We start from the raw sequence: 17,552 nt of genomic DNA, 5'->3' as shown, positions 1-17,552 counted from the left end.
GACAAAACGTATAGTTATAGCGACAAAACGTATAGTTATAGCGACAAAACGTATAGTTATAACCTTGTAAAATCATGTTTTACAAAAAGAAATTAAGGCTCTTAAACTGTTATAAACATTCCTAAACTCTATCTAAACTCTTTTTAAACCCGATTCTAGTTTTTTTAAAAAAGTTTTTAGAAATGTTTAGACGATTATTAAAGTAATATTTACATGACAAAAAGGGTAAGGATCTAAAAAATATAAGCTTTGATATATACAAACTTTTTACAAAAGTTTTAACTTTCTAATTAAAGTTTTAAACTTTTTGAGATATATTAAAAGTGTTTAAAAATAATTGATGTTTTTGTGTCTTTTACACACAGTTACACTTCAGTTACATATTTAAATTACTTATATTTTGTAAGAATCCGCACTTAACTTTTAAAAAACTAGGGATCTTGCAGAAATGGCTTTAACGATGAATGACTTGAAAACAGTCGATGACTTCAACGCCAATAACTATGGTGTTGAAATTGGTATGAACGAACAGTTCCAATATTTTGTGACTGTTAAAGTAAATGATGTTGATCACGTCATTCATACCGCATCGGGAAAAATTCGATTCACACGGAATTTACCCTTCTTGATTCAAGAGATTTGTTCTATGTGCAGCAATGCCAAAACAATATCTTTAAAATTTGAAGGCAAGTTATTCGTAATGGAAAACTCATCTACATAGAGTGACTACTTGTGTATAAAAAATTTATTTTAGGTTTAACTTTAGCTAGTGCATCTGCCTTAGTTGCAGCTAAAGATGAAAATTATGGCTGTCGCGCTTTTATGTGTTTTGCTGGCGGTCTTAATGTTTCTGAATGTCAGTCTACAATTAGTGATGTAAAAAAAGATCTGGCTAAAGGTAAAGGCTTTCCTCACTGTTCATTCGTTAGTAGTAATCAAGACGGATCTGTTGGAGGTGGAGAAGGGCAACCTAAAATTTCATCTTATACACATAACAAAAGAGTCTATCTTTATGTAGATGATAAGTTAGTTACTACAGTTAAAAAGTCCTAAGTTTTTGCAAGAAAAAAGCCTGATTAAATCAGGCTTTTTTCTTGCAATTGTTTATAGAAAATTCTTAATACTTCTTTGACTGCTACACTTTTTCCTTGCTTTTCTCCACCATAAATATCTTTTAAGTATTCCAAGGCTTCCAGTGCTTCAACATCTTCAGGAACATCCATGTTGAAATAAACTGAAAGTGGAGTTTTGGTAGTAGGCTTCTTTCTATACCTTTTTCTGCGATCTAGTACCTTTTCTTCTGTTTCTTCAGTCATAACTTATCCTAATCAATAAATGTCCACAGGTGGATATTAAGTCCTTTTCAAATAATTTACTACTTATATCTGGTCGCCATTTATGAGTAATTGCCTTGCGATAGTATGTTTTAACGAGGGGTTATAACCTTTTTATTAACCTCATACTATGTACTATTTAAGTCCCGCTACTAGATCAGATAGGAGCAGTTTATTTTCTGCGGTCGCCATTTATAAAGCACAGCTTTTTAAAGCTCACTTGAAAATCAACGGTAATCAGGGAAGGGAAAATTGAACTGATTGCGCCAGTTCGCAAAGTAGACACTTTGCTCTGATATGTCTGCTATGGATCTTGATTAGATAAGTAATATAGATGCCTGGATAAATGCTACTGCTTTTATCTAAGCATCGAGATTTTTAGTCATGACTAAAGCAGATTTTATACAAAATATTTAAAATTTCTTTAAATTATTTAAAAAACTTTACCAAGATTACCTAAATTGATGATAATGCACCTTTGCTATGGGTGCTTTAAAAGGTTTTATGGATGACTGATTTTATAAATATTGATCCTGATTTTTCTATTTCAGAGGTGGTTCTAGAGGAATCTAATAAACAAGGATTTATTAAAGAGTTAATTATTAATGAATTTGAGGGTGGATTTTTTATCACAGCAAAACTGGCATGGTCAGGCCAAAAGGTTTGGACTTTAACAACTAGACGAGAGAAAGATAAAGCTAGGATCTTTAAGGATCTAACTAGGCTTAATGATTTCTTGAAAGAAAAAATTTATACAGAAGAAGTGAAAATAATAAGAATCAAGTAAAAAAATACAAAAGTCATTTCCAATATGGTATATTTTGGATTGTATTCTTTAAAGCTCTAAGGTGTGGTTTGAGGAAATGACTATTAGTTTGAATAAATATAGAAATTATTTAAAATTTTTTCTATTAATTTCATGTGTTTATCTTGTGTGCTTCATGCCACAAGATGCACAGTTTTTAGAAATCCTTCTAGATTTCACTAAATTTCAAATAGTTGCTTTCTTATATTCATCTTTTCTTTGTGGGCTTTCGAGTTTCCTAAATTTCAAAATTTGGAAATAACCCATGAATCTTGTAATCGTTGAATCTCCTAACAAATGTTCAAAAATTGGAAGTTATTTAGGATCTGATTTTAAAGTTGTGGCCAGTGTTGGCCATGTTCGGGATCTACCAAGAAAAGGTTTAGGTATTGATATAGCCAATGATTTTGCAATGGAATATTCATTTATTCCTGATGCCAAAGTTAATGACAGAACTTTTGACGGTGGCGAAAAACGTATTGAAAAAATAAAAGCCTTTTTGAATAAAGCAGATAAGATTTATTTAGCTACCGATCCAGACAGGGAAGGTGAAGCTATTTCATGGCATTTAAAAGAATGTTTAGGTCTGGAAGATGGTCAATTTGAACGAATAGAATTTAATGAGATTTCAGAAAAAGCTATTAAAGAAGCCATTAATAATGGGCGTGGTTTAGATTATCAGCTTGTATATGCTCAAGAAGCACGTAGGGCTTTAGATCGTCTGGTGGGCTATCTAGTTTCCCCTATTGCATCTAATCTTATGGGTCAGCCTTCATCTGCGGGGCGGGTACAATCTCCTGCTGTTTTAATCGTTGTCCTTAGAGAAATCGAAATCCAGAAATTCAAAGTTACTAACCACTTTGGCGTTAATTTGAGTTTTGATAAAGAGCCTAAAAAATGGATCTCGCAATGGGTTACAACGGATTTTGTAACTGAGGATCAGCCTTATGTTTTAGATCGTTCCTTAGCTGAAGAAGTTGCAAAAACTAAGAAAGTTAAAGTTTTAAACTGCACTGAAAAAACAGAGTATTCAAATGCTCCTTCTCCATTCTCTACAGCCCTACTTTTACAAGCTGCTAGTGTGGCGTTAGGCTTTAGCCCTCAACAAACAACCAAAGCAGCACAGGCATTATTTGAACAGGGGGCAATTACTTACATTCGGACTGACGGCCTAAATATAGCTGATGAAAGTGTAGAAGAAATCTTTGCTTATGCTAATGAACATCAATTTTCTTTACCTGAAAAGCCTAATAAGTTTAAGGAAAAAGATGGGGCGCAAAATGCCCATGAAGCAATCCGACCTGTTCACATAACTGATAAAGATCTAGGAAAGTCACCAGAACAAAAAGCTTTATATCAATTGATTTGGGAACGTACTATTTCAAGTCAATTGGCCAAAGCTGAATATAAAGCCGTTACTTTGGAATTACTGTCTGAAGATGGAAAATATAAGTTCCATGCTAAAAGCCGTGAGTTAATAAAAAAAGGGTGGATGGTTTTTGGTAAAGACTGCCTGAATGAAGATGAAAACGAGCCTTCAGGCGTGGTGCCTGTCTTAGAAGTTGGTTCTGTAGTTGATGTTGAAAGCGGTGAAGTTATTGCAAAACAAACTAAGCCACCAAAACGCTATACAGAAGCTTCACTAATTAAAAAATTGGAAAGTTGTGGGATTGGTCGCCCTTCTACTTATTCATCAATCATGGCCAATATTCTGAATAAGGGCTTTCTGGAGGTAGAAAAGAAAGTCTTAAAACCAACTAAATTAGGGAATGATCTAATTGGTAGTCTGTTGAAAGCTAAGTTTAGCTTTCTGGATCTGCACTATTCAAAAGAGATGGAGTTGCAGCTAGATAAAATTGCATCTGGTGAAACTTCATATAATTCGGTTGTTTCTGCCTTATACACTCAACTTGCTCAAGAGCTAAGTACAGCTTCAAAACTGACAGCTATAAACGCAATACATTGTCCAAAGTGTAAAAGCCAGTTAAAGAAATTTAAGAATACTAAAACCAATCAATTTTTTTGGATTTGTAGCAGTGAGGACTGTAAGCACTCGATGGATGACGACAAGGGTAAACCAGTCGAAAAAGTTATTCATTCATGCCCTAAATGTAAAACAGGTCGCTTAAATAAATTCCAAAATTCGCAAACTAAAGAATTTTTCTGGATCTGCAATGATCAGGAATGTAAGCACTCGATGGATGACAAGAAAGGTCAGCCAGTAGAGAAAATCAAATATCCTTGCCCTAAATGCTCAACGTCATTATTCAGATCCAAAAAAGAAGGTAAAGATCCGATCTGGTTCTGTCCTAATCGGGAAACAGATTGCAAAGTCTTTTTGCCTGAAGTTAATAAAAAGCCACTTCTTGAAGTCTATTCATGTCCTCAATGTGCCAGTGATTTAAGACGGATCAATGGGGCAAATGGCTATTTTTGGGGATGTACCAACTATAAAAATGGGTGCTCCGCTACTTATCCAGATCAAAAAGGTAAGCCAAAATTTGAGGTGAAAAAGTAATGATTGATTTCGTAGTTTTGGCACAACAATGTGCGCCACAAGTTGATGTAAATATTGCGTCTGCAATTGTTAAATCTGAATCCTCATTTAATCCTTTTGCGATAGGGGTTAATCGTGCCGCAGGTCTTAAAAAACAGCCGACTAGCTATGAAGAAGCTGTATCTGTGGCCAAAAGATTAATTAGCCAGGGACGAAATATTGATGTTGGTTTTGCTCAAATTAATAGTGCTAATTTCAAAAGACTAAATCTTAGTGTCGAGCAAGTTTTTGATCCCTGCACTAATCTAAGCGCAATGCAATTTATCTTTAATGACTGCCGAAATAGGGCAAAAGGCAAAGATATTTATAAAGCTATGTCTTGCTATAACACTGGCAACCATTCATCAGGATTTAGAAATGGGTATGTAGCGAAAGTATCAAGAAATTTGAATTATTTTGCAAATGGTTCACTCAATACCATGCCTGTAAAATTCAATCCTTCCTCACCTCCTATGAATAGTTCGGAACAGCTTGCATATTTTGCTACTAATGCAGATATGCCTAACTCCAGTGGATATACCGAAAATACAGAACTTCAAAGCCTTCCAGTAGTGGAGAAACGGCCTTCATTTTTCTTAACTAACGGCACAAACTTTAAAGAAAAAGAAAAAAGTTTAAAATCTTCTATGATCTTTTAAAATATTTTCAAAAAGTTTAAAACTTAGTGTAATATGTTGAATATAAAGTACCAATGAACAATATTTTATTTTCCAAAAATATTATTCTTGGTACTTAATGCGCTAGGTCTTAATTGCTTCACTTGGAGAAAATAATGAAAGCAAATCAAACGCAAATAACAACGACTAAAACGACTGGTTTCAAAGCAAGCGTATTGATGTTGTTCATGACGTTAATCTCAAGCCCTGCTTTTGCTCAAATCTCAAAAGTTAATACAGTTATGGCTAATGTTCAGTCAGTCTTAGCGGGTGTGGCTGTAACTGTATTTACCATCACTATCATGTGGGCTGGCTTTAAATTGGCTTGGCAACAAGCGAAGTGGTCAGACATTTCTAACATCGTTATCGGGGGGATTTTGGTAGGTGGTGCTGCGGGTATCGCTGCTTGGCTGATTAACTAATGTCGAATTTTTCTGATCCAATTTTCAGGGGTTGCACTCGTCCTGCCATGCTTTTTGGCGTTCCAATGTTGCCTTTTTTGTTGGTGACGGGGGTAGCAATTCTTTTAGCGGGTTGGTCTTTTTATCTACTTAGTGCCTATGTGACTTTATTTATAGCAGCTATTTATGTGCCTATTTACTTCTGGATGCGGGCAATAACAAAAGTAGATGACCAACGATTAAAGCAAGTATTGATGCGGTGGCGCATAAGAGGGAAACAGATCCAGAACCATCAAAAATGGGGAGCAATCTCATTTTCGCCACTTAAATTAAAGAAAAGGAAATAACAATATCATGCGTTCAAAACAGCAAGTTAAAGATAGCGCAAATGCTGAAGTCGCAATTTCAGACTATCTGCCGTTTGGTAATCATGTTTCCAACAATGTTATTAAGCTTAAAAATGGTGAATACATTGCTACATGGAAATTAGAAGGCATTTCGTTTGAAACAGTTGAAGCCGATATTATTAGAATCCGTAAAGAAGGATTAAATAATTTTTATCGAGCTTTAGGTGGCGGTCACTTTGCTGTTTGGACGCATAAGATTCGTAGGGGAGTTAATGAACGTCTAAATGGCGTTTATGAAAATGATTTTATTGCTGATTTTAATGAAAGATATTATCAGCAGTTTCAGGGTGAAAAGAATAAACAGATGGCTACTGAATTGTATTTAACAATTCTTTATCGTCCTGAAATTTCCAGATTAACAAAGATTTTTAAGAGTAAAGCTAGTCGTGATCCAGTAGCCCTGAAAAAGCAGATTAAGCGGGATCTCGATATTTTGGATGATGTAGCCAAACAGGTTGAAGCAAGTCTATATCACTACAATCCAGAACGTCTGGCGACCTATACCAAGAAAGGTTTTGTCTACTCCGAAATGTGTAATCTGCTTGGTTTTTTAACTAATGGAGTTTGGGAAGAAATCCCTTTAAGACAGGCTAATCTTGATCAATATATTCCAAGTAGTCGCTTGTTCTTTGGTGACAAAAACGGCTATTTACAGATCAAACATCCTGAAGCGCAAAAATATGTAGGCTTTCTGGATATTCAAGAATTTCCACGTTTATCAGAATCAGGAATGTGCAATTCCATCCTGTATGGAAACTATGAATACATTGAAACTCAAAGTTTCACGGTTTATGGCAAGCGTGATGCTGTAGATAAATTAAAAACAATTAAAGGCCAACTAAATTCTGTAGAGGACGTTTCAGATCAAGAGATTCGTGATATTGATCTGGCTATGAGTGAAGCTAATAGCGGGAATTTCCAGTTAGGCGAATATCACTATACGCTTGCGATTTTTGGCGATTCACCAAATCAAGTTGCTCTAAATGTTTCGAGTGCCAGAACTGCTTTATCAGATGAAGCAGGGTTCAAAATGGCTGTAATTGATACTGTTCCTGAATGTGCATGGTTCTCGCAATTAGCGGGTAACTTTAATATGCGTCCAAGAGAAGCATATCTCACAAGCCTAAATTTTTCTGCTTTAAGCCCTTTTCATAACTTCGCAAGAGGTAAGCGTGACGGCAATCCTTGGGGTGAAGCACTAGCTTTATTTAAAACTCCAAGTGGCCAACCATTTTACTTTAATCATCATGTTAGCCCAGATAAGCAAGATTCTACAGATGACAAGATGCCAGGTAATACGTGTGTCATTGGAACAACTGGTGTGGGTAAAACAACCCTAGTCATGGCCATGATGATGTTTGCTTGTAAGTATAAAAATCTGAAGGGTGTTTTCTTTGATAAAGATAGGGGCGCAGAAATTGGGATTAGACGGATTGGGGGGCAATACTATGCCTTAGAGCGTGGTGTACCAACTGGCTTTAATCCGTTGCAGCTACCACCGACTGAAACAAATATTCAGTTTGTAGAAAAGCTTGTAAAAATTCTGGTAGGTGGCGTTCGTAATGCTGCCGAAGATCTGGAAATCAGTCAGGCTGTTCGTACCATTATGCGTGATGATATGCCGTTAGAACTCCGCAGACTTTCAGCTTTATATATGAATCTGAAAGTAAATGGCGGGGGCGATTCGCTTCAGGATCGTTTAGCTAAATGGTGTAACACTGCTGATCATGACGGAAATTTATCTTGGGTCTTTGATAATCCATACGATACTCAAGACTTTTCTAAAGCCAAAATGCCAATCTTTGGTTATGACTACACGGAATTTTTAGATGATCCAGAAGTCCGTACACCAATCATGGCTTATCTATTACACATCACAGATTCATTGATTGATGGTAGTCCGTTTATTTATTGGATGGACGAGTTTTGGAAGCCATTAACAGATGAATATTTCAAAGATTTTGCCAAAGATAAGCAGAAAACTATTCGTAAATTGAATGGTCTAGGTGTCTTTATGACGCAATCCCCAAGTGACGTTTTAGATTCTGACATTGGTAAAACAATGGTTGAACAAAGCGTTACTCAAATCTTTTTACCTAATCCTCGTGCTGATTACGATGACTATGTAAACGGTTTTAAGGTCACTCCGCAAGAATTTGAAATTATTAAAGAGCTAGAAGAAAACTCACGCATGTTCCTAGTTAAGCAAGGTAGCCGTTCCGCACTCTGCAAAATGGATCTAGGCGAAATGCGTGACGTTTTACAGATTATTTCAGGCTCTAAAGACAATGTAGAACTTCTCGAAAATCTCATGAATGAAGTTGGTGAAGATCCTAACGATTGGGGCGAACTTTTCTTACAACGAATCGCAGAACGTAAAAAGTTAATTTCAGAAAAAGGAGTTGCTTAGTCATGACTAAGTTTTTAGCACTATCAAGTTTGGTGGTTATTTCTACTTTAACAACTGCATGTTCCGATGATAAGGAACAGGTTAAACAGTTAAAAGAAGAAGTAAAGGCTGCACAACAATTAAAACCTCAAGACTTAACTGCTGAACAGCAAGAAGAATTGAAGCAGCGCAAGGCTAGAGCATCCCAAAAGGGCAATATTCTTGATGAATATGATCCTTCTGCACCTCAAAAAGCAGTAAAACCAGAAACTAAAAAAGGATCAGGAAATATCCTCGATGGATATAACCCCGATTCAAAATAATTAAGGATTCATAGGGGATTGCAATGGCAATTATTACTACATTAGAAACAAAAATTGATTCTCTATTAGCAAGTTACGTGACAGGTGTTAGTAGTAATATCGCTTCTGCAATTGTTCCTATAGCTTTGACTGCTGCAACAATTTATATCCTGATCATTGGCTACAATATTGCGACTGGTGCACAAGAAGATTCTATTTATACCGCTTTATGGAAGTTTTTTAAGATCGCTTTTGTTGGTGGAATTGCTTTAAGTGCGGGAGTCTATCAATCCTTTGTTGTTGAAGCTATTAACGGACTAGCCATAGGTTTAATTCAGATTGTTAGTCCAGGTGGTGAATCTTCGTTAGGTGCTTTATTGGATCAAGTAAGCGTTCCGTGGGGTGATTTAATCCAAAAATTAGGTGAGGAAGCTGAATCAGCTTCTGGCGTTTTCCCTGATATTGGCTTGTATTTATCTGCTGCTGTTGTTTCTGTCGCTCAATTCCTATTGTTCTTCATTGGTACTGGCCTATATTTACTGGCAAAAATCAGTCTGCAACTTTGTTTAGGCGTTGGTCCCATATTCATTCTGTGTGCAATGTTCCCTGCTACACAAAAATATTTTGAAAGTTGGCTTTCTCAAACATTGAGCTATGTTTTCACCATAGGCTTTATCACAGCAATTATCAGTATGCTCTTTGCTTTCGTTTCAGGCATGTGTACGCAAATCACTAATAACTTTGATGCGGGTGACATTCTTACTTCTGTAGTTTCCCTCTGTATTGTTGCGGGAACTATTGTAGTGATCATGTGGAACATTCCAACGATGGCTTCAGCCATAACAGGTGGGGCGGGTGTCCAAGGTGTCGGTCGTGCTGTAGCTCAAGCAATTACTAAAGGTCGTGGCGGTAATAATTCAAAATCTGATAGTGCTTCAGCTACTCCTACCACTGGGGGAAGTGTTCAAGGGAATTCTAGCAGCTCTAATAATTCCAATAGCTCGAATACAGGAGGATCTAAGCCGTTATATCAACGACACACTCTCTCTAACCTCAAAAGAAACAAATAGGAATTTTTCTAATGAAAAAACAATTGTTAGCTTTGGGTTTAGGTTCATCTTTGTTTATTAGTGGTCAAGCCAATGCTACAGGTATTCCTGTCATTGACGGTGCTAACCTTGTTCAAGCTGTTCAAAATATGGTGGCTTGGGGTGAGCAATACAATCAGATGGTGAACCAGATCCAACAGGCAAAACAGCAATACGATTCCATTACTGGTATTCGTGGTTTCGGTGATGCTGTCAATAATCCATATCTTAAAGACGTGATTCCAAGTGATGTTGCTGACATTTATAAAGGCATCCAACAAAGTGGTGTCAATGGTATGACTTCAGCAGCTAGAAACATTCGTGATGCCACAATGGTTTATGACTGTGCTTCTAGAACTGGCCAGAACTATAAAGCCTGTCAAGCTGCATTAAATAACAATGCACAAACACAGGCTTTAAATCAGCAAGCTTTAGGCGTTGCGGATCTGCGTACTGAGCAGATTGATAATCTGCGTAAACAGATCAATAACACTACTGATGCTAAAGCTATCGCTGAGTTACAGGCTAGGATTCAAGCGGAACAGTCACAAGTTGCTAATGATGCAAACCGAATTGCTTTGATGCAGGCGCAAGCGCAAGCTCAAAAAGATGCAGCACAACAGCTTGAAATTGAAGGTCGATTAAAACGTGCTGCCCAAAAAGGCAACATTCTTGACGGCTACTCTGGTAACTAAACTTTTAAAAAAAAGCCCATTTCTTTTGAAATGGGTATTTTTTTTGAAATTTTTCAGAAAACATTAAATTAATAAAACCAAAATATACAATTTTGGTTTACGGTTTTTATATTTTTTGGCATACTTAGAGAAATAACTCTAATAGGGTCTATCGGGTCTATCATGAACAAACTTAAAAAAGTATCTGCTGCTGAAGAAGCTAAAAGCTATGAAAAAGCTATGGATTGGGAAGCAGATCTTATTGCGATGCGAGCTAAGTCAGAACGTAAAGCTTGGACTATTGCAAAAGTAGCGGTGGGCGTGGCCGTCTTAGAAGCCATTGGATTAGTGACATTAGCTCCAATGCGCCAGACTGTACCTGTTGTTTTCACAGTAGATAAAGCTCAAGGAAATGTTGAATACGTGGGCGTTGTTGATGATCAGCAAGTAAAAGGCAAACAAGAATTAATTGATAAAAATAACATTACTCGTTATGTAACCGCCCGTGAGAGTTATTTCTATCCGTTATTACAGCCAGATTATGATTTAGTCATGACTATGAGTAGTAATCAGGTCGGTAATGACTTTGCTTCACTCTATGAAGGTGATAGTGCAAGAGATAAAAAATACGGCAAAAAATATGAATTAAAAGTTGATGTGATTTCTGTCCAGACTAATCAGGATGAAACAGGTTTTACCGCTAGTGTCCGCTTCACTAAGACTTTGCATTCAGTCGAAGCTAATCGTGATGAACAGCCACAATATTATATTGCAAGTATTCGATATGAATATGCTCCGAACAATCTAAATAAACTGGTAGAAAAAGATCTAATTAAAAACCCATTCGGCTTTAAGGTCGTGGGCTATCGTGTCGATCCTGAACTATCTCCTAACAGACCTGTAGCGCAAGCTGTGGTTGTTGAACCTAGTCAGCAAGTCTATGTTCCTATTCAACAAGGCGGGGCTGCTGTTCAGCCACAAGCTCAACAAGGAATGTAAAGGATCATTACATGAAAAAATTAATTCTTGCTTTGGGTTTGGCGGTGCATGGGATCTCTTATGCAGCAATTACGCCTAAAGCTTTGCCTACCGATTCACGTATTAGAACAATCAATTATGTTCCTAATGATGTTTATCGAATTACTGTTAAAAAAGGCACTGTAACCCGCATTGTATTAGGTGAAGGTGAAAGAATTTTAGAACGTGGTGCTGCTACTGGATACCCTTCAGACTGTGAAAAAGATGACACTAACTGGTGTATTTTTGCTGATACTGGATCAAATTTAGTATGGGTAAAGCCAAAAGATAAAGCTACTCGGAATAACTTAGAGTTACGCACTAATAAGCGTGACTATAGTTTTGATTTCCAAGTCCTAAACAACGCAAAAGAAAAACCGATGTATCGGGTTGTCTTTAAATACCCGCAAGAGGAAGAAGAAAAACGGAAACAGGAAGAAGCTCAACGCTATAACGCCTATGCAGCACAATTAAAAGAAGAAAGCCAACTTACTGAATTTTTGGTTTTACAGCATCGTTTAGCCAATGCTGCGCCTATCCCCAAAAACTGGAATTATCGTCAAGCTGCAAACAGCAAAGGGAAGCATTTTGTTCCTGAAATGCTATTTGATGACGGCCGTTTTACCTATATGCGATTTAAAGGAAATACTGATATTCCAGTCGTATTTGTTGAAGGTACGGAAGGGGACGAAAAAGTTAATTTCCATATCAGTAGAGAAGATCCAAAACTTTTGATTGTTGAAGCTCTAGCTAAAAAATTTGTTTTACGTCAAGGAAAAGGCGTAGTGAGCATTTTCAATGAATCTTATGATCCTGTCGGTGTTGCTCCTCAAGATGGCACTACTGTAGAGGGTGTTAAACGTGTCATTACTGGGGATATGAACTAATGAATATTAATGATCAAAAACCATTAGATGATCAACAAGCTCCTGATGAAGAATTTAACGAATCAGAAAATGGCATTGTGTCTGTCAATGAACGTGGGGATCAGGAAGATGGAAAAGGTAAAAAAATAGCGTTTATTGCAGTTATGGCGGTACTTTTTACTGTTATAGCGGTCTTTGCCTATAACTTCTTTTCAGATAATAGTGATGCTGAAGAAGCAGCCCAATTAAAAGAAAATCAGATAGATCCAAGCCTAGATGCTTCAGCTAAAAGAAGGGATTTTACTAATACTGATCCTGTGCCAATGGATGCAGGTCAAAATGCTCAATTTCAAAGCCTAGATGCCTGTCAGGATCAAAGTATTCCTAGACAGCTAACAGACAATAACGGCAATGCTTTAACTTATAACGGCATGTTGGTTTTTCAATGCCAAAATGGTCAGCAGATTTTAAGACAGCCTGAAGCTGCGCCAGTAGTTGAACAACAAGCAGCAAATCAACAGCCTGTAGTAATTCAGCCACAGCCACAACAACAAGCTCAATATGTACCTTTAAACAATGGAAGCCGTTACGGTGGAGGGATCTTTGTCAATCCTTCACAACAAGGCGAGGCGGTTGGCCAGCCGTCAAGCATGAATCATCAAGAAGCTTATAACCAAGTAACAGGCATGATGAAAAAGTTTGAACAGGATCAGAATAGTAATAGCCGTTCTGGTAATTTCTCTGGATCTGGTTTGATGTCTTTAGCGCATGATGATGAACCTATGCAGCAGCATCAACCACAACAAGCTACAACTAACATGGCTAGTTATTCCTCTAATAAAGTCCAGGCTAGGTTTATTGGGGATCGAAATTACTTAATTGCTAAAGGTCGTGTAATTCGTTGCAACCTGTCAGTTAAAGTCGTTTCAGAAATTGGCGGTATGGCTTCATGTGTCCTTCCACAACCTGTTTATTCTGATAATGGTCGTGTAGTCCTTGCTGAAGCGGGATCTGAAGTCATTGGAGAATACAAAAGTATTGCAGCACAAGGTCAAAGACGTTTAGGTATCATCTGGTCACGCTTAAAAACTCCGCATGGTGTTATTGTCGATATTGATTCTCCCGCAGCAGACCATTTAGGAACAGGTGGTTTAAGTGGTCGAGTGGATAACCGTTGGGGCGCACGTATCGGTTCAGCGTTTATGCTTTCTTTAGTTCAAGACGCTATTGCTTACGGTATTTCTAAAGAAACAGGCGGGAACAATAGCACTCCTTATATGCTTCAAAACACTTCAGACATGGGTAAATCAATGGCTGAAACAGTGTTGAATGAAACAATCAATATCAAGCCAACAATTTATAAAAATCAGGGTGATGTAGCTTCAATTTACGTGGCCAAAGATATTGATTTCAGAGGTGTGTATGAACTCCGCGCAAAATAATGTTTTAAGCAAGGATGTAATGGTTAGACAGCTATTACTTCCATTAGAAAAATTCTTAAAAACTAAAGGGGTGACTGAAATTGCAATTAACGCACCTAACGAAGTTTGGACGGAATCTAATAAAGGATGGGAAAAGCATTCTATAAATCTGGAAATGGGGCAAATAACAGCTTTAGCTAATGTTATTGCTACCTATACCAATCAACGGATTGGCCAAGAAAACCCTATATTATCTGCTCAATTGCCTGATGGAGAGCGTATTCAGATTGTTCTACCGCCAGCCATTGAAAATGGAACGGTATCAATGACGATCCGTATTCCTGACGAGTCAAACCGATCATTTCAGGAATATAAAGATCAAGGCTTTTTTGACCACTTCAGATATGGGAAATCTAAAGAGTTTGAGCAGTTTAAACCTGTATTACGTACTGAAGATATTAAGCTAGTCCAGTTTTTAGAAAACAAAGATCTTGAGGGATTTTTTAAATTCGCTGTTCAATGTAAGAAAAATATTGCAGTTGTTGGTAATACTGGTTCTGGTAAAACCACTTTCATGAAGGCAATTTGTCAGTACATTCCTAAAGATGAACGTCTTGTCACTATTGAAGATGTACGTGAACTTTTTGTTCCACATGAAAACAAGGTTCACCTACTTTATTCTAAAGGTGGTCAAGGTAAAGCTAAGGTAACTCCATCTGATCTGATCGCTAGTAATATGCGTATGAAGCCAGACCGTGTATTACTTGCTGAATTACGTGGTGGAGAAGCTTTTGACTTTCTGAAGCTGCTTACAACTGGTCACAGTGGATCTATTACAAGTTATCACGCTGAAAGCTGTTCACTGGCTTATGATCGCTACGTCTTTATGTGCAAAGAACATGAACAAGCAAATATCTACGATGCCACTACACTAAAGGAATTAGTTGCTTTAACCATTGATATTATTGTTCATGTTGAAGTGAAGAAAAAATACGATGATGAAAGCAATTTAATAGGTAAAGAACGCTTTATTTCTGAAATAAAATTTGATCCTGTTTCTAAAGTTAAGGCTCAATTTGGTGATGCTGAAATTATTGTAGGGGATAGGGCGTGAATAAAAAAATCCTGATTCTACTCCTTGCAATTTTTCTAGCGGTCGTTGGTTTCTTTATTACTAAATATCTGGCCGGTGTTCTTTATTACTTAGCTAATAAGACCAATCCATTTCCTGAAGTTAATCTGACAACGTGGGGGTATTATTGGGATTTATATGCACACAATGTACCTGCACAAAAGAAAAAGCTGCAAGGTGCCTTGATCGCTGCACTATTTATCACTTTTGTTCTCCCTGCTTTAGTCATTGCTAGTCTGTTTAATAAAAAACAGTCATTACACGGTGATGCCAGATTTGCCACAACAAAAGAAATTCAGAAATCTGGATTGATGGGAAATAAGGGAATTTTAGTAGGGAAATATCATAATAAATATTTAATGCTTGGCGGTCAGCAATTTGTACTTTTGGCTGCTCCGACACGAAGCGGTAAAGGTGTAGCGATTGTTATTCCTAACCTTCTAAACTATTCGGATAGTGTAGTTGTACTGGATTTGAAGCTTGAAAACTTCCTATTAACTTCTAAATTTCGTGCTAAGAATGGTCAGAAAGTTTATCTATTCAGCCCATTTTCTGAAGATCTAAAATCTCACAAATGGAATCCATTTGATACCGTTAATCATGACGAAAATTTTAGAGTAGGTGAAATTCTTGCTATTGGTCGAAGCTTCTACCCTGTGACTGGTGATGCTAAAACCGATTTCTGGAATGACAATGCTAATAACTTATTTCTTGGCATAGCCCTATATCTATTTGAAACTGAAGATCTGCCTGTAACTATGGGCGAGGTTTTAAGACAGAGTTCAGGTAAAGGTAAGCCAATTCAGGATCATATTAGATCTATTATTGATGAAAGAGCGCAAAGTGATAAACCGCTTAGTGATACTTGCCTAGATGCTTTAAACCGTTTTTTAAGTTCACCAGACAATACGCTCGGTAACATCATTTCTACTTTTACCTCACCTTTAACGATTTTTGCGAACCCGATTGTGGACGCTGCAACTTCATCAAGTGACTTTAAACTTGAAGATGTACGCAGACAAAGAATGTCTATTTATTTTGGTGTTCAACCCAACCGCTTAGGGGATGCTAAGAACTTAATCAATCTGTTTTATTCACTCTTAATTGATGTGAATCTAAAAACACTGCCACAACAAGATTCATCTTTGAAATACCAGTGCCTAGTCGTGAATGATGAAGCAACGGCTGTCGGTAAAGTAGCGAAAATTGCAGACGCTAACTCATTTATTGCGGGTTATAACATTCGTTTATTAACAATTATTCAGTCTATTGGCCAGTTAGAGGACGTTTATAAAACTCAAACTAGGGGGCTTGTAACTAACCATGCTTTGCAGATCGTTTACCCGCCTAGAGAACAACGAGATGCTAATGAATATAGTGAAATGCTTGGCTATTTCACTTTCAAAGCAAAATCTAAAGGCCAAAGCCGTTCTATGGCATGGGGGCAAGGTGGCTCTAATTCAGAAAATGAATCAGATCAAAGACGAGCTTTAATGCTTCCTCAAGAGTTAAAAGAATTGTCGCAAGATAAAGAAATTATCTTTATGGAAAATACAAAACCTATCATGTGTGAAAAGGCTAAGTATTTTAATGACAGTGCTTTTGTGGATCGCCTAAAGTCCGTTTCTCCTAGTATGAAAGCAATTAAAGGTTTTCCAACTCACAAGCAATTAGAAAAAATTGCCTTTGAGGATCTGGAACTTTCAATTCCTATTCCTGATTTAGACGTAAAGCTGCATAAGGCAAAAATTGAAAAACGTATAACTGAAATTACTACAGTAGAACAGGCTGAACAGATAGATATTTCTAGCTTGGTTATCCCTGAATTTCAGTTAGATAAAACAGTTTTTGAAGATCCAGAAAATCCACAACCTGAAGAATGTCTACAAGTGGTCGATCAATTCTTTGGGGCTATTGAATGGGAAGAAGATACTGAATCGCAAAATATTGTCGATGACTTCTTTAGCCAGGTGGAAGCTAGTGCTGAAAATCCAATAGAAAGCCTAGTTGCTGTGGGTAAACCAGAACAAATGGAAGATCTAGTTGCAGCAGATGAATCAGATCCTCTGGCCATGATTGCTGAAATAGAAAATCTGGTTGCAGTAAATGAACCAGAACAAATGGAAAATCTAATTGCAGCAGATGAATCAGATCCTCTGGCCATGATTGCTGAAATAGAAAATCTGGTTGCAGTAGATGAACCAGAACAAATGGAAAATCTAATTGCAGCAGATGAATCAGATCCTCTGGCCATGATTGCAGAAATGGAAAATCTGGTTGCAGTAGATGAACCAGAACAAATGGAAAATCTAGTTGCAGCAGATGAATCAGATCCTCTGGTCATGATTGCAGAAATAGAAAATCTGGTTGCAGTAGATGAACCAGAACAAGTGGAAAACCTTGTTGTAGCAGATGAAGGTCAAAACGGATCTATAGAAAATTCAGATCTTGATGACGTTTATCGGGCGTTTTCAGACCAAGTTAATTCTAAATAAGGAAACTA

The 17,552-nt window shown here is 37.1% G+C and carries 17 protein-coding genes; 16 read left to right on the top strand and 1 reads right to left on the bottom strand.

Annotated elements, in window-relative coordinates; genetic code table 11:
• Positions 1 to 448: 448 nt before the first annotated feature.
• Together F894_RS14745 and F894_RS14740 are read left to right on the top strand one after the other, a co-directional pair.
• The gene (locus F894_RS14745; protein WP_005248737.1) at positions 449 to 721 is read left to right on the top strand and encodes a hypothetical protein; all 273 of its coding nucleotides are present in this window, start codon (positions 449 to 451) and stop codon (positions 719 to 721) included.
• An 11-nt stretch (positions 722 to 732) separates the two neighbouring features.
• Positions 733 to 1,053, top strand: a complete 321-nt coding sequence (locus F894_RS14740; protein WP_005248735.1) for a hypothetical protein — start codon at positions 733 to 735, stop codon at positions 1,051 to 1,053.
• A gap of 23 nt (positions 1,054 to 1,076) precedes the next feature.
• Here the strand turns inward: F894_RS14740 and F894_RS14735 are convergent, their stop codons facing one another.
• Positions 1,077 to 1,316, bottom strand: a complete 240-nt coding sequence (locus F894_RS14735) for a hypothetical protein (protein WP_005248733.1) — start codon at positions 1,314 to 1,316, stop codon at positions 1,077 to 1,079.
• 526 nt (positions 1,317 to 1,842) lie between these two features.
• Between F894_RS14735 and F894_RS14730 the strand changes: the two genes are divergently transcribed.
• The 14 genes from F894_RS14730 to F894_RS14665 all read left to right on the top strand — a co-directional run bounded on the left by F894_RS14730 (position 1,843) and on the right by F894_RS14665 (position 17,544).
• Positions 1,843 to 2,121 (top strand): hypothetical protein, encoded by a 279-nt coding sequence (locus tag F894_RS14730; RefSeq protein WP_005248732.1) that lies wholly within the window; start codon positions 1,843 to 1,845, stop codon positions 2,119 to 2,121.
• A gap of 283 nt (positions 2,122 to 2,404) precedes the next feature.
• Positions 2,405 to 4,657, top strand: a complete 2,253-nt coding sequence (gene topA, locus F894_RS14725; RefSeq protein WP_005248729.1) for a type I DNA topoisomerase — start codon at positions 2,405 to 2,407, stop codon at positions 4,655 to 4,657.
• On the top strand, positions 4,657 to 5,334 hold the full coding sequence (locus tag F894_RS14720; RefSeq protein ID WP_005248727.1) for a lytic transglycosylase domain-containing protein: 678 nt from the start codon (positions 4,657 to 4,659) through the stop codon (positions 5,332 to 5,334). Before topA ends, F894_RS14720 begins: the two co-directional genes overlap by 1 nt.
• A gap of 134 nt (positions 5,335 to 5,468) precedes the next feature.
• A complete protein-coding gene (locus F894_RS14715; RefSeq protein ID WP_005248725.1) occupies positions 5,469 to 5,774 on the top strand; it encodes a TrbC/VirB2 family protein in 306 nt (101 codons plus the stop codon).
• Entirely contained in the window at positions 5,774 to 6,100 is a 327-nt protein-coding gene (locus F894_RS14710) for a VirB3 family type IV secretion system protein (protein WP_005407440.1), read from the top strand. The genes F894_RS14715 and F894_RS14710 overlap by 1 nt, the downstream gene beginning before the upstream one ends.
• Positions 6,101 to 6,107: 7 nt before the next feature.
• Positions 6,108 to 8,570: a VirB4 family type IV secretion/conjugal transfer ATPase gene (locus F894_RS14705; protein WP_005248723.1), complete on the top strand. Its 2,463-nt coding sequence runs from the start codon at positions 6,108 to 6,110 to the stop codon at positions 8,568 to 8,570.
• Between the two features lie 2 nt (positions 8,571 to 8,572).
• Positions 8,573 to 8,872 (top strand): hypothetical protein, encoded by a 300-nt coding sequence (locus F894_RS14700; RefSeq protein WP_005248721.1) that lies wholly within the window; start codon positions 8,573 to 8,575, stop codon positions 8,870 to 8,872.
• Positions 8,873 to 8,895: 23 nt separating this feature from the next.
• Entirely contained in the window at positions 8,896 to 9,921 is a 1,026-nt protein-coding gene (locus F894_RS14695) for a TrbL/VirB6 family protein (protein ID WP_005248720.1), read from the top strand.
• Positions 9,922 to 9,932: 11 nt separating this feature from the next.
• Complete coding sequence (virB5, locus tag F894_RS14690; protein ID WP_005248718.1) at positions 9,933 to 10,634, top strand: P-type DNA transfer protein VirB5; 702 nt, start codon at positions 9,933 to 9,935, stop codon at positions 10,632 to 10,634.
• Positions 10,635 to 10,796: 162 nt separating this feature from the next.
• The gene (locus F894_RS14685) at positions 10,797 to 11,612 is read left to right on the top strand and encodes a VirB8 family type IV secretion system protein (protein WP_005248715.1); all 816 of its coding nucleotides are present in this window, start codon (positions 10,797 to 10,799) and stop codon (positions 11,610 to 11,612) included.
• A gap of 11 nt (positions 11,613 to 11,623) precedes the next feature.
• Positions 11,624 to 12,517, top strand: a complete 894-nt coding sequence (locus F894_RS14680; RefSeq protein ID WP_005248707.1) for a TrbG/VirB9 family P-type conjugative transfer protein — start codon at positions 11,624 to 11,626, stop codon at positions 12,515 to 12,517.
• Positions 12,517 to 13,938, top strand: coding sequence for a type IV secretion system protein VirB10 (gene virB10 / locus F894_RS14675; RefSeq protein ID WP_005248706.1), 1,422 nt, complete (start codon positions 12,517 to 12,519; stop codon positions 13,936 to 13,938). Before F894_RS14680 ends, virB10 begins: the two co-directional genes overlap by 1 nt.
• Positions 13,919 to 15,031: a P-type DNA transfer ATPase VirB11 gene (gene virB11 / locus F894_RS14670; protein WP_005248704.1), complete on the top strand. Its 1,113-nt coding sequence runs from the start codon at positions 13,919 to 13,921 to the stop codon at positions 15,029 to 15,031. The genes virB10 and virB11 overlap by 20 nt, the downstream gene beginning before the upstream one ends.
• Entirely contained in the window at positions 15,028 to 17,544 is a 2,517-nt protein-coding gene (locus F894_RS14665) for a type IV secretory system conjugative DNA transfer family protein (protein WP_005248703.1), read from the top strand. The genes virB11 and F894_RS14665 overlap by 4 nt, the downstream gene beginning before the upstream one ends.
• The last annotated feature ends 8 nt before the right edge of the window (positions 17,545 to 17,552 follow it).

The sequence above is a fragment of the Acinetobacter sp. CIP 51.11 genome (genome assembly GCF_000369665.1).
GTDB lineage: Bacteria > Pseudomonadota > Gammaproteobacteria > Pseudomonadales > Moraxellaceae > Acinetobacter > Acinetobacter lwoffii_S.
Note: the sequence above shows the minus strand (reverse complement) of the source record. Positions and strands in the feature narration are given on the sequence as shown.

What these genes read in the sequence shown, in the direction of transcription:
- F894_RS14745 (WP_005248737.1), top strand. Translation starts at nt 449, where the DNA reads ATGGCTTTAACGATGAATGACTTGAAAACAGTCGATGACTTCAACGCC.
- F894_RS14735 (WP_005248733.1), bottom strand. Translation starts at nt 1,316, where the DNA reads ATGACTGAAGAAACAGAAGAAAAGGTACTAGATCGCAGAAAAAGGTAT.
- F894_RS14730 (WP_005248732.1), top strand. Translation starts at nt 1,843, where the DNA reads ATGACTGATTTTATAAATATTGATCCTGATTTTTCTATTTCAGAGGTG.
- topA (WP_005248729.1), top strand. Translation starts at nt 2,405, where the DNA reads ATGAATCTTGTAATCGTTGAATCTCCTAACAAATGTTCAAAAATTGGA.
- F894_RS14720 (WP_005248727.1), top strand. Translation starts at nt 4,657, where the DNA reads ATGATTGATTTCGTAGTTTTGGCACAACAATGTGCGCCACAAGTTGAT.
- F894_RS14715 (WP_005248725.1), top strand. Translation starts at nt 5,469, where the DNA reads ATGAAAGCAAATCAAACGCAAATAACAACGACTAAAACGACTGGTTTC.
- F894_RS14710 (WP_005407440.1), top strand. Translation starts at nt 5,774, where the DNA reads ATGTCGAATTTTTCTGATCCAATTTTCAGGGGTTGCACTCGTCCTGCC.
- F894_RS14705 (WP_005248723.1), top strand. Translation starts at nt 6,108, where the DNA reads ATGCGTTCAAAACAGCAAGTTAAAGATAGCGCAAATGCTGAAGTCGCA.
- F894_RS14700 (WP_005248721.1), top strand. Translation starts at nt 8,573, where the DNA reads ATGACTAAGTTTTTAGCACTATCAAGTTTGGTGGTTATTTCTACTTTA.
- F894_RS14695 (WP_005248720.1), top strand. Translation starts at nt 8,896, where the DNA reads ATGGCAATTATTACTACATTAGAAACAAAAATTGATTCTCTATTAGCA.
- virB5 (WP_005248718.1), top strand. Translation starts at nt 9,933, where the DNA reads ATGAAAAAACAATTGTTAGCTTTGGGTTTAGGTTCATCTTTGTTTATT.
- F894_RS14685 (WP_005248715.1), top strand. Translation starts at nt 10,797, where the DNA reads ATGAACAAACTTAAAAAAGTATCTGCTGCTGAAGAAGCTAAAAGCTAT.
- F894_RS14680 (WP_005248707.1), top strand. Translation starts at nt 11,624, where the DNA reads ATGAAAAAATTAATTCTTGCTTTGGGTTTGGCGGTGCATGGGATCTCT.
- virB10 (WP_005248706.1), top strand. Translation starts at nt 12,517, where the DNA reads ATGAATATTAATGATCAAAAACCATTAGATGATCAACAAGCTCCTGAT.
- virB11 (WP_005248704.1), top strand. Translation starts at nt 13,919, where the DNA reads ATGAACTCCGCGCAAAATAATGTTTTAAGCAAGGATGTAATGGTTAGA.